We start from the raw sequence: 15139 nt of genomic DNA, 5'->3' as shown, positions 1-15139 counted from the left end.
GTCGTGGTGGCAATGCCCCTGTTAATTGGTCTATCTTACACAATTTTTTCATTACGATCGCCCGCAAACTCGGTTTCCGAACTATTCCTCAAGCACAACGCGCCCTCTCCAATCAACTGCACAAAGTTTTTTCTTTCTTTGTATGAAACCACCCTGCTTCTATTCCCAGTCTGAGGGGGCGATTTGTAATTTCTTGATTAATTACTTGCGCTTCGGCCAAAAACTCTAGATTTTTCTGGTGTTCATAAATTAGTTCGTTTTCAATTGCTTGTAATCTTTCTAATTCTTGTTGAGTTAAAGATTCATAATAGATTTTCACCGTTTTTTTATGGTCATCGAGGATTTTGAAAAACTCGTAAACCATACCCGCAGTTCCAACAACAGCTAAAACTGGTGCTGCTGCGGTTAAAGCGATCGCAATTGGTGGACAAGCTGCTGCTACTGTTGTGGTTACAAACGCTGTCACACCCCCAACTGTGCCGCCTTTTACGGTATCTTTCAATGTTTCTATAGCGGCTTCTTGTGCAGAAATTTCACCCCGAACTACGCGCAGCGCGTTGGTTAGTAACGAAAATGGTGCTGTCGTCGCTACACCAATGACTGCTCCAAGGGGCGCGGCTTTAACTCCTGCTTTGACTGCACCTGTTAGGTTATCAAAATGCCATTTAGCATCTAGTCTCATTTGCTCCTGCGAAGTCATGGGTTTATCGCCACGAGCTAAATTATCTTTGCCGTTTTCCCACTTGATATTTTTGGGATCATTTGAGCCGCCTTTGCTATGTGGTTTGATATGACTGGCGTGCTTATCTGATAGGTATTTTTGAGTATTAACATCAGCCGATTTGCCATCAATCCCTGCTCTCTGAGATGGAGGGATTTTATCTAACATTTCTTGGGCTTGCACTCTGGTTCTGATCGGATCACCAGATCGAATCCCACCTTTATATAATCTACGGGCTGCACTTAAGGATAAATCCTGTAATTGGGCGTGTTGAACGTTAATGTTGGCAGCAGCGTTAAAAGCGGAATTACGCTCTTGTTCGTCAGACATGGGTAGACCAATCTAGTATGATGTATTAGCTTATTTTCTTATGGTTCCCATTTGAACCCAGATGCGATCGCTGAGGCAGCTAAAAACCCAAAAGATGGAATAATCCAGAAGATGGCAAAAATAGCCCTCAAGTTCTTGAAAGGTGCGTTGGCGTAGCCCGTCGTAGACATCGCTGATTTGCCTGCTAATGAAAAGCTAATTGAAGTCTGTAGTAAGCTTTTGCCTGTAATTACTAAGTTTTTCGGCTTGTCATAACTCAGTGCTTTTACCCTGCCAGAAACCCTTTAATTGCGGGTAGAAATATATGAAATCTTATATTTTGAAACTGTATGTATTTTAAAATAGGCGGGATTGTGGGAGCGATCGCTATTTTATTGAGTAATGGTAGTGCGATCGCTCAAGATGCACAAAGATATCTCACAGTAGGACATGATAAATTAGGAAACAGTGTAGCTCTGGATACACAAACTATTAAGGGCACTACATACAAGCTTTACGGTATCTATGGAGATGGTATCTTTGAGACTACGTTCGATGCTTCGTGCAAAGAATCGCGGCTTTTTCTTAATCGCATTGCCATTTATGGGTTGGATGGACAGCTACTTCAAGAAGATCAGGAGAAAGGAGAAATACCTTTTGTAGCTAATTCTTCACCAGGTAAAGGAATGCAAATTGTTTGTCAAAAGATTGGTGCAGGTGGTTGGTAGGTTCTCAATATTTTATAAGTTGGGAATGGGGAATGGGGAATGGGGAATAGGGAATAGGGGATAGGGGATAGGGAATAGAGAAGAAACTTAATCACTAAATACCCAATGCCCAATGCCCCATGCCCAATCAATATACAGGTAGAAACTACTAAGGACAAAACAAGGTGTCACGCGTATCTCGTCCTGTAATGGAATTAGTCCCTTTGGCAAGTTTGCACAATTTTTTTTGCTCATCGGAACGCAGCAGCGTATCGGTAAAATCTGCCCCATCAATGATTGCACCGTCAAATCTGGCGTTAGCAGCAAAAGCACCCTCCAACAGTGCATTTGTCAAATTTGCTCTGACTAAACGAGCCGAGTCTAAAGTGGCATTTCTCAAGTCAGAACCCTCCAAATTCGCAGATTCTAAATTTGCTGCAAAGAAGCTGACACCGTTCAAATTAGCTCGGCTGAAGTTGCTCTGGCGAAGATTAGCTTTGGTAAAGCTGGAGTCTCTTAAATCACGTCCTGAGAAATCAGCCTCAACCAAAATTTCTTTATTATATTCGAGTGCCAAAGCTGTTGGAGCAAAACCGACCGTTGCAGTGATGCCAACTATTGCCCAAAGGAATAAGCTGAGTATGCTTGCCCAAATGTGATGGTGTGTTTTACGCTTCAACCCCAATTTTGTTCGGGATGAGTTGAGTTTAGAACCCGCTGTGCGTAGCCCGCCACAGGCATCGCTTAACCTAGAATTCATAAAATTCATGATATTTTTAGTCAATGGCTAACCTTCCTCCATCCCATTATCCAGATATTGGTCATTTAGGAGAAGACCTAGTAGCCGAGTGGTTGCAATCTACAGGTTGGATAATTCTCCATCGTCGCTTTTCTAGCCGCTGGGGAGAAATTGATATTATTGCTGAATATCATGCAGCAACTAGCGAACAGAAGAGGAGCAGGGGAGAAGGGGAGCAGGAGAGCAGAGGAACAGGCGAAGAATTCCTAATTCCTAACTCCTCACTCCTCACTCCTCACTCAGCACTGGCTCAACGCAACAGCACTCAGCACTCATTATTGGCATTTGTTGAAGTCAAAACCCGCAGTTCAGGTAGTTGGGATGCTGGGGGAAGAAGTGCAATAACTACACAAAAGCAAGCAAAAATTTGGCGTACAGCTGGAATATTTTTAGCCCAGTATCCTGAGAAGGCAGATTATTCTTGTAGATTTGATGTTGCTATTGTCTACTGTCAAAGAATATCAAAAAATCTGACTGGGGTTACAGCAAGCCAGGAAGCTCTAGCTACTTTATCAGTAGACGGATATAAGTTTAAGCTGCAAGAATACATTCCGGCAGCTTTCGACTCTTCAATTGATAATGGTTAATCGGTAATGGATAAGATATCTTCATTACCAATGACCAATAATTTTGTAGTGGCGTTACAACCAAATAGTGTCACGCCAAGGTTTCTGGGCAGTAGCCTAAGCCCCGGACAAACTGTTGTCGGAAGGCCTCGATTTCGTCTCTCTCTGGACTACCATGAGAAACGATCGCTACCTGATAGCGACGCATTACGTCCACAGGGCACTGTCCCGCTTCCAAACTCCAAAGTGCCATTTGCACCCTCATTGGCGGTTCATAGCTAATTCCTAATTCGTTTAGAAAAGCCCGAAAGTCGCCATCTTCTTGGGGCGAGACTTGACCTCTGAGTTTGATCCTAACCACCCAGCCATCAATTTGATGAATTACGGTGACGAACGAAACTGGTGTCTGGGGTCTAGCGTGGAGGTGTTGAACGACCCTCAGGGTTAGACTGGCATTTGCCAGATAGTACAAGTATTCCATGTTTGTTGGTGCTTGGGATCAAAGCCAATCCTACATATCTATCTTCGTCAATCAGTGCCTCTTCCCGGTAGGGTAAAAGCCCCCGTTTTTAGATGGGGAGGTTTACCCAATTTTTATGTTAATTTTTCCGTGTTACTTAATAGTAACAATCTTATAGCCTTGCGGCAAAACTGAGCGAAGATGCCTTAAAGTTCCTTTAGAAGGGAAAGCTAAAACTAGCTTTTTTAAGAGAGTATAAATACTAGATAAAGCAAAAACTAGTACAAGCTAATTTGAAAGATACCTCTCGCCCACAAGCAAAAGATTTGGAATTAGATTGCTCGGTAGCTGGCTATGACTACGAACTACCTCCAGAATTCATTGCCCAAAACCCAGCAGTTCCTAGAGATAGTTCACGATTACTGGTAGTTAATTCTTCTACTACAGGCATCGAAACAGCACCCCTACACCACATTTTCCATGATTTGCCTGCACTGCTGCGCTCTGGTGATTTGTTGGTTATGAACAATACAAGAGTCATTCCAGCGCGGCTTTATGGTCATAAATCTACTGGTGCTAAAATCCAGGTGTTGCTGTTGGAAGAACGGCAGCATAACTGTTGGTTAGCTTTAGTTAAGCCAGGAAAAAGCTTCAAACAGGGAGCTAAGATTATTTTTGAACCAAGGCAATTAGGAATTAGGGATCAGGAAGATTCCTACCCAGTCCCCAGTCCCCAACTCACGGCTACAGTTATAGAAACAGACGTAGCAACTGGGGGGCGTTTGTTGCAATTTGATGTGCCAGAAGGAAAATCTTTGGTGCAACTGTTAGAGGTGTTTGGTGAAATCCCGCTACCACCATACATCACTACTTCAGAAGCCGCTGACGGACAGTATCAGACAGTTTATGCCAAACAGCCAGGAGCGATCGCAGCACCGACGGCAGGATTACACTTTACCCCAGAATTATTAGAAAAGTTGCGCGATCGCCAAATCAATCAAGCTTTTGTAACGCTACACGTTGGTGTAGGCACATTTCGCCCTGTGGAAGTGGAGGATGTAACTACCCATCAAATGCATGAAGAATGGATTGAAGTTCCAGCCGCCACAGTAGAGCAAATCCGCGCCACTAAAGCAGCTGGCGGTCGGATTATTGCTGTGGGAACAACGGCAGTACGGGCTTTAGAAGGGGCGGCTAAATCTGGGAATTTACAACCATTTTGCGGGAAAACAGACTTGTTTATTTATCCCGGCTACCAATGGCGGGTGGTGGATGGTTTGATTACCAATTTTCACTTACCGCGTTCTAGTTTGCTGATGTTGGTAAGTGCCCTAATTGGCAGACAACGGTTATTAAATATATACTTTGAAGCGATCGCTTCAAAGTATCGCTTCTATTCCTTTGGTGATGCCATGCTAATTTTACCGGAAGCTGTGAGAGTGGAGAGTTAGGAGTTAAAAGTTGGGAATTTGGAATTTTTTCTTTCGTGGTGGGTACTCTGACTTATGAGGAGTTAAAAATAAGTACAGGTCTGCTATTCATGTCTGAAAAATACCTATATTCTCATTGGTTTAATTTATTTTGCCAGGTGACACTTGCTGGCTGTTCTACGTTTTTGGTCTTGGCTGCACCAACAATTACTAATTTGCCCGGAAGCAAGCTGCTAGGAGAAACCGCAATTTCTCAGGATCTCCAAGCAGCTAGCTTTTTTCAGCAGGGAGTGACGCGCTATAATCGCAAAGATTTACAGGGGGCGGAATATGCCTTTCGCCAAGCGTTACAGCGAGATTCTAGCCTTGGGGCCGCGCGAAATTATCTGGGTAATATATTCATGGAGCAAAATCGCCTGGATATAGCTTTACAAGAATATACAGAGGCGATTAGGATTAATCCCAATTTGAGTGAAGCTTATTATAATTTAGGGTTAGTGTTGCACCGACAAGGAGAAAAAGATGCAGCGATTACGGCTTATCGCCAAAGCCTGGTAATAGATTCCACAAGGGTAGCAGCGCTATATAATCTGGGTTTGGTGCTGTATGAACAAGGACAATTACAAGAAGCGATCGCAGCATACCAGCAAGTAATCAATCTAGATAGCAGTTATGCCAATGCTTATTTTAACTTAGCGATCGCCTTGCAACAACAAGGTCAAACAGAGCTTGCGATCGCTACTTATCGCCAAGCCTTGCAACTAGATCCTAAAAATGCCACAGCCTACAACAACATGGCAAGTTTACTGGCAATGCATGGCCAAGCTTCAGAGGCTATTTCTGTTTATCGGCAAGCTATTCGCCAAAATCCTAAAAATGCCTCAGCTTACTATAACTTGGGAGTCACTTTATATAATCAGGGCGACATCAAAAAAGCTAGTGGAGTTTTGAAACGCGCTCATAAGGAATATCGTCAGCAAGGCAATATTGAACAAGTTGAGAAAATTGAGCAGCTAATGCAGCAAATTGCCCAGAAGGCTGGACAACAGCAACCTCAAGCCAGTCAAACATCTACTCCTGCTCAGAGTTCAGATTCTACAAGTAATGTAGTACAAACACCTGAGCAAAAGACGCCGAATCAACCAGAAACGCCAGCTAACCCTGGCGATGTCCCTGTCTCAGTTGAGCCACAATCTACTTCAACGAGTCCTGGACAATAAAACAGGAGTCAGAATACAGAATTCAGAATTCAGAATTTAGAATGCTCCACCCATAAAGGGATAGAGTTTTAAGGTGAGAATATTTTAATTTTTTTCGCTTGACTTCGGGCGTTAGCCTAGCGGGACGTTAGCGGTAGCGTTTCTAAGAGTTGTACGGTTTTAACCAATATTCGTCACCCACTCGTACAGAATTCATACTGAATTCTGACTCCTGAATTCTGAATTCTTCTTATAAAAAAGTCAGAGTTAGGAATAAATTAATAATCTCTAACTCTGCCAATTTTAGATTGAAGGAAAAATCTAAAATCTAAAATTGAATGATCTCTAACTTTTTTTTAAATCGGCAAACGATTGATATCTTTATTGCAACCAATAACGACCATTGCTGAACCACGCTCTAAACGCTTAGTAGGGTCAGGATTAATTTGAAATTTCCCATCCTGACTTACTGCTAGTAAATTTAACCCGTAGCGATTACGAAGTTGCAACTCGGTGATTGTTCTGCCGTGAAATTCATCAGGCACAATCAATTCTACAATGCTGTTATCTGGGTCGAGGTCAAACCGATCTAAGATTGCTGGTTTGGTAAGAGTACGCGCTAGGGCACAACCCGCTTCATACTCAGGAAAAACAACATGATCTGCACCTACTCGCCGCAACAGTTTACGGTGAACTTCACTAGAAGCTTTGGCAACTACGTGGGGAACACCAGCCTCTTTCACATTTAGGGTAGTTATGATGCTTTCCTGAACATAGTTGCCTATCGCTATAATCACAGTATCAAATTCAAAAATTCCAGCTTCTTTAAGTGCAGCCGGTTCTGTAGAGTCTAGTTGTAAAGCATGACCAACTATTCCCTCGGTTAATGCTTCTGAAACTCGTTTTTCATCAATATCTGTTGCCAGCACTTGATAACCAAAATTGTGCAGGGTAGAACAGACAGATCGACCAAAACGACCTAATCCAATTACAGCAAATTGGTGGTTATCTTTACGTAAACTGCGAAAAAAACTTAATGATGAAAGATTCACCTTTGTTATCCTTATTATGGCTCCCTGTATTTAGGGCAAAAAACGCTTATACCGCTTGAATTAAAAATTTTATTTTTTGCCTTCAAATGTATATTTTATCAGTTTCGTGATTAGTCATTAATCATTAAGTCATTAGTCAAGAATTATTCTCTCCCATTCCCTACTCCCTCTCCCTAACTATCCCACGAGTAAATTTTCTTCAGGATAGTGAATTCTGGTAGGGCGAGGATCTCCTAGTACAGCGGACATTAGTAGTAAAACACCTACTCTTCCAACGTACATGCTTAAAATTAAGATGAGCTTTGCAGCTGTGGAGATACTTGCTGTAATGCCTGTAGAAAGCCCGACGGTAGCGAAGGCTGATACCACTTCAAACAAAATTTGAATAAAATCCAATTTTGGATCTGTAAGGCTAATTAAAATGGTGGCTAAAATCACGGTTGCCACTGAACCTACCAACACACCTACAGCTTTCAAAATTAAATTTATTGCTATTTTGCGATCGTATAACAAAACGTCTTCTTTCCCCTGGAGAATTGCTTTAGTGCAACTGGTCAACACTCTCAGAGTTGTTGTTTTCATTCCTCCTCCTGTACCACCTGGACTTGCACCAATAAACATCAGCGCAATCGTAATGAATAGTCCAGCGGTAGTCATTTTGCTAATATCGATGGTGTTAAAACCGGCAGTTCTGGGAGTAACAGATTGAAACCAAGCTACTAATATCTGGTCACGAAAGTTTAGAGAGCCAAATGTTTCAGGATTTCTAATCTCTATACAGAAAAATGCAACTAACCCTATTACTAATAATATAATAGTTGTGCTAGTTGCAACTTTGAAATCTAGGGAAAATGTCTGATTATGAGTTTTTCTGAGGACGCGATCGCGCAACCAAAGATACATTTCCATAATTACCTGATAGCCAATCCCCCCAAAGATAATCAACATGGTGACGGTGAAGACTACTAAGAAGGATGATTGATAGCCAATTAAGTTATCTTTAAACAAACTAAAACCAGCATTATTCCAAGCATTAATGCTATGAAAAATCGCTAACCAAAGTCCTTGACTCCAGCCATATTTTGGAACAAAAGCTGGTAGAAGTAAGAATACTCCTGTAATTTCAAAAATTAAAGTTGTGGCAATAATTGAACGGATAACTTGAGAGCTACCACTCATTCCCGGTCGATCTAAAGCTTGTTGAATAGCAATTTTTTGCCGCATATCAAATTTACGACCAATCAGCAAAATCAGAAATGTGGTAGTTGTCATGTAGCCCAACCCGCCAATCTGAGCTAGTAGCGCAATAAATAACTGACCCCAAAAGGAAAAATGAGTACCAGGATCAACTACTGATAAACCTGTGACACAAACTGCGGATGTCGAGGTGAATAGTGCCACAATCAGGTTATCCCATGTACCATTGCTAGTCGAGAAAGGCATCATCAACAGGATAGTACCAACAGCGATGACAGCCAGAAACCCCAAACAAATTGTGCGAGCAACAGTCATATTAAGGTAAAATTTATAAAATTTTTTCCAGGGAAGATAAACCGGGGTTCAGCCTCTCTGGAAACAAAAACACCTTATTTAATTAAAAACATACATGGTAGCCTACCTGTATGTTTTTTTTGAATTCTACTTCGTCTCAATACTACTTTTTTCATGAGTGCAACACTTTACCAGCAAATTCAGCAGTTCTACGATGCTTCCTCTGGTCTGTGGGAACAGATTTGGGGGGAACACATGCATCACGGCTACTACGGTGCTGATGGCAGCCAGAAAAAAGACCGTCGTCAAGCTCAAATTGATTTAATCGAAGAATTGCTCAATTGGGCAGGGGTACAAGCAGCAGAAAACATCCTGGATGTGGGTTGTGGCATTGGCGGCAGTTCTTTATATCTGGCAGAAAAGTTTAATGCTAAGGCTACAGGGATTACTTTGAGTCCTGTGCAAGCTGCCAGAGCAACGGAACGCGCAATGGAAGCGAATTTGAGTCTAAGAACTCAGTTTCAGGTGGCTAATGCTCAAGCAATGCCTTTTGCTGACGATTCTTTTGACTTGGTTTGGTCACTGGAAAGCGGTGAACACATGCCAGATAAAACTAAGTTTCTCCAGGAGTGCTATCGGGTGTTGAAACCTGGTGGCAAGTTAATTATGGTGACTTGGTGTCATCGAGCGACTGATAAGTTACCACTGACGGCGGATGAGGAAAAGCATTTGCAGGATATTTATCGGGTGTATTGTTTGCCTTATGTAATTTCTTTACCAGAGTACGAAGCGATCGCACTTCAACTTCCATTAAACAATATTCGCACCGCCGATTGGTCGCAGGCTGTCGCCCCCTTTTGGAATGTAGTCATTGATTCGGCATTTACTCCCCAAGCGCTTTGGGGCTTACTAAATGCCGGTTGGACTACTATTCAAGGGGCGTTATCGCTGGGGTTGATGCGTCGCGGTTATGAGCGCGGGTTAGTTCGGTTTGGCTTATTGTCCGGCAATAAGTAGAAGATAGGGGGCAGAGGGAAAACTGCCCTCTTTTTCCTGCCGCGACCCGCTAAAAGGGCGGTGGAGTGTCAATAGTTGTTAGAATCACTGTAAGAATTTCTACCATGATGCTCAGTTTTCACCCAGTGCGATCGCTCCTTTTGCACACACATCTTTAAGGTCGCTACAATCATCACAGGAATCCAATGCACCATGTATAATGACCCTTGAATTGTTGCCCAAAGCAAAGACCATCCTCGTAAACTTTGAAATTGGTAAAGTCCAGCAATAAAGGCAATTGTCAGAATGATGCTGAGTAGTGTCTGGAGGGGGAACAGAACTGGATGATGGTTATAAAATATAGTCCAAACTAAATCGGGAATTAGTCCAATTGGCAGAATAAATTGCAATAGAAAAAACAATAACAAATCAATTTCTTTTGCCCAACCTAAAGTAAGAATTTGCGGAAAATAATCCAGGTAACGCTGATAGCCACCTTCAGCCCAACGACAGCGTTGATTCCAAAGTTTTGCCCAAGTAGTTACACCTTCTTCCTGAATTGATGGAACTGTAACAAACTCAATTTCCGCACCTGTTAAATAGAGTTTGAAGCAAAGATCCAAATCATCGGTGACAGTGTTCTCATTCCAACCTTGACACTTTTCTAACAATTCCCGACGAACTAACATTCCATTACCGCGCAGTTCAGACATTCCACCAATAGCAATGCGATGGGTTTGCAGAAAGCTATCACAATTCATTTCCATCTGCTGACAACGCGTTAAGAAGTTGGTATTAGCATTAGAAATTGCTTTTCGCACTTGCACTGCACCGATAGTTTGCTTCTGAAATAGAGGTACTGTTTGCCGGAGAAAATTAGTAGGTAACTGGGCATCCGCATCACAAACTAGGATAATTTCCCCTCTGGTAAAGGGAAAAACCGCATTCAAGGCCCCTGATTTACCACCTTTTGATTCCCGTCGATGAACTTGTAAAGCTGGAAATCGAGTTTGTAATTCCCTCAAAACCTGTGGTGTTTCATCGGTACTGCCGTCATCAACGACCCAGATATCTAAGGAATCGCTTGGATAATTCAATTGGTATAAGCTGTAAACTAGATCAGGCAAGACTAGACTTTCATTTTTAGCCGGAACTAAAATCGAGACTGGTGGTAAATAAATCTCACTCTCCATCACCGCCGCCACTGGTTTTGCTAGCAGCATTCGCAACGTTTGCACAGTCAGAATTGCCGTTAATCCCAGCATCAACCATTGTGTTTCTGGTAGCCAGTGCAGCAAACTCACGCCACCCCAGACCAATAAAACTATTATGGTTGCTTTGAGACGGCGATGAAAGCTAATATTTTTACTGGGCTGATCAGTGTTTTTTCCCACTTTATTTGCTATTTATGACTCCTATTTTATTTTTAAAAAATTTAGTACAACTTGAAGAGTCCTATTGCCTATTGCCTATTGCCTATTGCCTATTGCCTATTGCCTACCTACGCAAATAATTTCAGAAATCAAAGCGTATTCCTATATCTTTTCGGTTTCGGTTTCTTGCTTAGTCCTGCGACGTAATATTAGCATCGTCACCACTCCCAAAATAAAACCGCCCACCCCTGCTGCAACTGCTAGAATCCGCCCCAATTGTTGAGCAGAATTCAACACCGGGTTATTCAGCAGATTGGAGGAAAAATGCAGCGATTGAATCGTCCATTTATCTTGGAGTTTTTGCAGCACTGCTGTCCATCGCAATGCCATATCAGCCGCTTTGCCATCTTTGAAAGAAAAAGATGCGATCGCCTCTCCAGAGGCAACATCTATCTCTGGAGTGAGAAATGTTCTGAGACTATCTCCCTTTAGTTGCATTTTGATATCTTTAATGGAACTGGAAAACTGCTGATTCCAGTACTTTTCAAACTCAGGAACTTTGTGAAAAATCTGGTTATCAACTGTTGTTATGGTGAAATTTGGATGCAAGTAAGGCTCGATTTTGGAAAAATCGCGAGTGTTTAGGGCTTGCAGCGCAATATCCCGTGTGCGAATAATTGCATCTATCTCCTGTGGATTTACATCTGCCAGAGCGTATTGGGGTAGATTCCAAATTACTAACATTAACAAAACACTCCAAAGTAGCTGAGTGCAGTTGTTTATGCTTGTCCATTTCTGTTTGATCATATAAAAACCTGTAGATTAAGTGACGCTTAACTGATAATTTTTTTAATGTTACTACTCACATTCCGCACTTCATTTTATAGGACATAAAGAAATACAATAATCTTGTTTTTCTCCAAGATCCCCAAAGTGAGCTAGAGAAGCTACGTTCTTTGGGAAGCGCTGGAAAGATATACTACATGGCAAATGTATTTTCTACAGACAAGGGTGGTAACTTTAATAAAAGAGAGCGCACGGTTAATACAGGTGATGCAGACTACACGCAGTGTTAGTAGAAGGGGAAACCCTGCTTTCCTCACAAGTTCCTCAAATTGTTTTGCTACAAACATAAATGTGGGGCGAAAACTTTTAAGAAATTTAAAATTCAAAAGTTGCTAAACATAGTTGAGGGTTTGCTCATTTTTGACAATCCAACATCTGGAAACCCGAAACCGTAAAGACCAATAACCAATGAAATCGGAGGTCTATATGATGTTTAAAAAGATTCTAGTTGCATTAGATCGCTCAGAAATGGGGCAACGGGTTTTTGAGGAAGCATTGAGTTTAGCAAAGTTAACACAAGCTAGCTTAATGCTATTGCATGTCCTATCTCCCGAAGAAGAGGGTAGTCCTTACGGGCCTATGCTGTCTAATTTTGACTACTATCCGGGATTGAGCCATCAAAGTTTTGAGGTATACCAAAAGCAGTGGGATACCTTTAAAAATCAAGGAATCCAGATGTTGCAATCTTTTTGTGTTCAATCTAATACAGCAGGTGTAACTACAGAATTTACACAAAATGTTGGTAATCCTGGTCGGATTATTTGTGACTTAGCCCGTACTTATGGCGCTGACCTAATTGTTATGGGGCGTCGGGGTCATTCTGGACTGATGGAACTATTTCTCGGTAGTGTGAGTAACTACGTCCTTCACCATGCTCCTTGTTCAGTACATATTGTGCATCTTTCAGTTACTCCTAAAAAAGATGAAGTTGTCCAAGAAACTACAAGCAATTTAAGCATTAACTAACTACTAAGATTGCTTGAAGAAGAATGTAGAATTCAGCATTAAGAAATAAAACAGGAGTCAGAATTCAGAATTGGTGAATACTCTACCCATAAAGCGATAGAGTTTTAAAAACATAACTTACGCATTAATAAAGTAGACAAAAAATGATTGAATAAATCAGCAAAAAGCAGGTGATCGCTAGAAATGCGATCGCTCATCACCTTAACTCGGATTTCTCACTCATAGTGTGGGAGGGGTGGGAGGTAAAACTTCTTCCCCATCTCCCCATACTCCCCACACTCCTTGGATTTCTCACAAGTGAGAAATCCAGGCTTACAGCACTTCCAGCTATTATGCAATACAGACCGCCAGGGAATAGAATTCCCTGTCTAATGGTGCAAGTCCTCTAGAAGAGGACTAGAAAAACTTGGGTTAAAGCACTTTCAGCTATTATGAAATACAGTACAGTTTTTCTTCTTGCCCTTTTCTATCATAGCTTTCAGCTTTGAGGATGTACCTCATAGCTGCCGGAAGTGCTGTAAGTAAACTGATCGTTAAGCTTGAAGCTAAAACTGTATAGTGGATATCTATATACTACAATGTAGCATATAGATTAATCTCATCGGGTTTAATAGTTTGGCATTTCCTTGCATTAGTACTGGGATTTATAAATATGCTAAAGCTTTAGCGGCTGAGGTGGCAGTGAGAATATGCGAGTCTGTGGCACAAAGAGAAAGAACGAGATTTTTTAAATTACTTTGAAAGGGATACTCTAAAAATATTTTTTTGTAGCTTATTTAAATAATTCCAAACATTCATTTTTTAAAACTCCTTTTGTGACTTTGATGTTCCTAAATGACTTAGCAATTAACTCTTCACAAGATATACTAATTTGTGATTGATTTACGCTAATTAAATCTTCAATTGAAGCACCATACACAATTTCTGATAAACCACTCCAAATACAAGCTGTTGCACACATTGGACAAGGTTCGCCAGTTGTATATATGCTATAACCTTCTAAAGAAGGGTTTTTAAGTTTAGCAGTTAAACTACGAATAACGTTGATTTCCGCATGGGCGGATGGATCGTTGTCTCTCCTCACAGTATTATGAGCTACGGCAACAACTTCGTGATCTTTAACAATCACTGCACCATAAGGCGCATCGCCTTCTTTTGCTTCTGCCAATGCTAAACGCATAAAATATTCTGGGTTCATATAAGCTGGGGTTAACATAAGGATAATGGTTAATAATATCGTATTTCTAATGTTATAACTGGGAATTAAGATGTATTAATGGTCGAATATGTTACTGAGCAGACAAGAAACAGAATTTTACTTAAAAGACCTGGAAACACCAATAGGTAAAGCGATTAATTTAACACTTGCCTCTTTGGTGCTAATATCATCAGGAATTTTTGTGGTAGAAACATATAATATTCCTGATTATATGCGGTTTCAGTTAAATGTAGCTGATATTGCGATCGTGATCATCTTCGCGGTGGAATATTCACTCCGGCTGTGGAGTGCAGAAAACAAAATTAAGTATATTTTTAGCTTTTATTCGATTATTGACTTATTAGCGATTTTACCATTTTTTCTCGGAATGGTAGATATCAGCTTTATCCGCTTACTCCGATGGTTTCGGATTTTACGACTAATCAGATTTATTGATCGGAAATTTTTATTCGCCAGTGTCAGCACCGAAGATGGAATGATTTTTGCGCGAATATTATTTACATTATTTGCAATTGTTTTTATTTACTCTGGCTTAATTTATCAAGTCGAGCATCCGGTTAATCCTCAAAATTATGGTACTTTTTTGGATGCATTCTATTTTTCTGTTGTCACAATGACAACTGTTGGATTTGGCGATGTTACTCCAATTTCGGAATTAGGGCGTTTGCTAACAGTATTGATGATTTTTACCGGAATTGCGCTGATTCCTTGGCAAATAGGGGATTTAATTAAGCGAGTTGTAAAAACTGCTAATCAAATAGAAACAGTTTGTTCAGGTTGTGGTTTGGCTTTTCATGATCTAGATGCTGGGTTTTGTAAAAGGTGCGGGACTAAGTTACGTAATTCGTAATTCGTAATTCGTAATTCGTAATTCCAATTGCGTAAGGATTTTAGACATTTCAGATGGGTGGTTTATTTACGCAAAACTGGTACTAGTCGCAGATTTGATTGAGATGCGCCAGACTTAATGGAGTTCTATGATATCCGCTAAAATACTGTAAATGA

17 protein-coding genes are annotated in these 15139 nt (G+C 41.1%); 8 read left to right on the top strand and 9 right to left on the bottom strand.

From position 1 onward, the window contains the following. Positions 1–112 precede the first annotated feature (112 nt). The gene (locus RRG12_RS31345) at positions 113–1051 is read right to left on the bottom strand and encodes a hypothetical protein (RefSeq protein WP_420761891.1); all 939 of its coding nucleotides are present in this window, start codon (positions 1049–1051) and stop codon (positions 113–115) included. Between the two features lie 38 nt (positions 1052–1089). Next, positions 1090–1221: a hypothetical protein gene (locus RRG12_RS31340; protein ID WP_420761890.1), complete on the bottom strand. Its 132-nt coding sequence runs from the start codon at positions 1219–1221 to the stop codon at positions 1090–1092. 159 nt (positions 1222–1380) lie between these two features. Between RRG12_RS31340 and RRG12_RS31335 the strand changes: the two genes are divergently transcribed. Beyond that, entirely contained in the window at positions 1381–1758 is a 378-nt protein-coding gene (locus RRG12_RS31335; RefSeq protein WP_420761889.1) for a hypothetical protein, read from the top strand. 148 nt (positions 1759–1906) lie between these two features. On the opposite strand, the gene RRG12_RS31330 is transcribed toward RRG12_RS31335, so the two are convergent. Next, positions 1907–2497 carry a pentapeptide repeat-containing protein gene (locus tag RRG12_RS31330; protein WP_420761888.1) on the bottom strand — a complete coding sequence of 197 codons (591 nt, stop codon included), beginning with the start codon at positions 2495–2497 and terminating at the stop codon, positions 1907–1909. A 23-nt stretch (positions 2498–2520) separates the two neighbouring features. Here RRG12_RS31330 and RRG12_RS31325 point away from each other — a divergent pair, with 23 nt between their 5' ends. Next, positions 2521–3123: a YraN family protein gene (locus tag RRG12_RS31325; RefSeq protein WP_420761887.1), complete on the top strand. Its 603-nt coding sequence runs from the start codon at positions 2521–2523 to the stop codon at positions 3121–3123. A gap of 70 nt (positions 3124–3193) precedes the next feature. On the opposite strand, the gene RRG12_RS31320 is transcribed toward RRG12_RS31325, so the two are convergent. Next, the gene (locus RRG12_RS31320) at positions 3194–3583 is read right to left on the bottom strand and encodes a hypothetical protein (protein WP_069068139.1); all 390 of its coding nucleotides are present in this window, start codon (positions 3581–3583) and stop codon (positions 3194–3196) included. Positions 3584–3828: 245 nt separating this feature from the next. Here RRG12_RS31320 and queA point away from each other — a divergent pair, with 245 nt between their 5' ends. Together queA and RRG12_RS31310 are read left to right on the top strand one after the other, a co-directional pair. Further along, a complete protein-coding gene (gene queA, locus RRG12_RS31315; protein ID WP_420761893.1) occupies positions 3829–5013 on the top strand; it encodes a tRNA preQ1(34) S-adenosylmethionine ribosyltransferase-isomerase QueA in 1185 nt (394 codons plus the stop codon). 89 nt (positions 5014–5102) lie between these two features. Continuing rightward, a complete protein-coding gene (locus RRG12_RS31310) occupies positions 5103–6212 on the top strand; it encodes a tetratricopeptide repeat protein (RefSeq protein ID WP_420761886.1) in 1110 nt (369 codons plus the stop codon). A gap of 335 nt (positions 6213–6547) precedes the next feature. Here RRG12_RS31310 and RRG12_RS31305 read toward each other — a convergent pair whose 3' ends face one another. Together RRG12_RS31305 and RRG12_RS31300 are read right to left on the bottom strand one after the other, a co-directional pair. Next, on the bottom strand, positions 6548–7243 hold the full coding sequence (locus RRG12_RS31305; RefSeq protein WP_069068136.1) for a potassium channel family protein: 696 nt from the start codon (positions 7241–7243) through the stop codon (positions 6548–6550). A gap of 177 nt (positions 7244–7420) precedes the next feature. Continuing rightward, entirely contained in the window at positions 7421–8755 is a 1335-nt protein-coding gene (locus tag RRG12_RS31300) for a TrkH family potassium uptake protein (protein WP_420761885.1), read from the bottom strand. A 153-nt stretch (positions 8756–8908) separates the two neighbouring features. Between RRG12_RS31300 and RRG12_RS31295 the strand changes: the two genes are divergently transcribed. Beyond that, positions 8909–9751 carry a methyltransferase domain-containing protein gene (locus tag RRG12_RS31295; protein WP_420761884.1) on the top strand — a complete coding sequence of 281 codons (843 nt, stop codon included), beginning with the start codon at positions 8909–8911 and terminating at the stop codon, positions 9749–9751. Positions 9752–9819: 68 nt separating this feature from the next. Here the strand turns inward: RRG12_RS31295 and RRG12_RS31290 are convergent, their stop codons facing one another. Beyond that, positions 9820–11124, bottom strand: coding sequence for a glycosyltransferase (locus RRG12_RS31290; protein ID WP_420761883.1), 1305 nt, complete (start codon positions 11122–11124; stop codon positions 9820–9822). Between the two features lie 141 nt (positions 11125–11265). Further along, complete coding sequence (locus RRG12_RS31285) at positions 11266–11910, bottom strand: YybH family protein (RefSeq protein ID WP_420761882.1); 645 nt, start codon at positions 11908–11910, stop codon at positions 11266–11268. A 468-nt stretch (positions 11911–12378) separates the two neighbouring features. On the opposite strand from RRG12_RS31285, the gene RRG12_RS31280 reads away from it, so the two are divergent. Both RRG12_RS31280 and RRG12_RS31275 read left to right on the top strand, forming a co-directional pair. Then, on the top strand, positions 12379–12915 hold the full coding sequence (locus RRG12_RS31280; protein ID WP_069068131.1) for a universal stress protein: 537 nt from the start codon (positions 12379–12381) through the stop codon (positions 12913–12915). Positions 12916–13530: 615 nt separating this feature from the next. Next, positions 13531–13656, top strand: coding sequence for a hypothetical protein (locus tag RRG12_RS31275; protein ID WP_370684382.1), 126 nt, complete (start codon positions 13531–13533; stop codon positions 13654–13656). A 31-nt stretch (positions 13657–13687) separates the two neighbouring features. Here the strand turns inward: RRG12_RS31275 and RRG12_RS31270 are convergent, their stop codons facing one another. Beyond that, positions 13688–14113 (bottom strand): nucleoside deaminase, encoded by a 426-nt coding sequence (locus RRG12_RS31270; RefSeq protein ID WP_420761892.1) that lies wholly within the window; start codon positions 14111–14113, stop codon positions 13688–13690. An 88-nt stretch (positions 14114–14201) separates the two neighbouring features. On the opposite strand from RRG12_RS31270, the gene RRG12_RS31265 reads away from it, so the two are divergent. Beyond that, positions 14202–14984, top strand: coding sequence for an ion transporter (locus tag RRG12_RS31265; protein ID WP_069068129.1), 783 nt, complete (start codon positions 14202–14204; stop codon positions 14982–14984). Positions 14985–15139 lie beyond the last annotated feature (155 nt).

This window comes from Nostoc sp. CALU 546 (assembly GCF_048836525.1).
The sequence above is the reverse complement of the archived record's forward strand: the minus strand, read 5'-3'. Positions and strand labels throughout refer to the sequence as shown.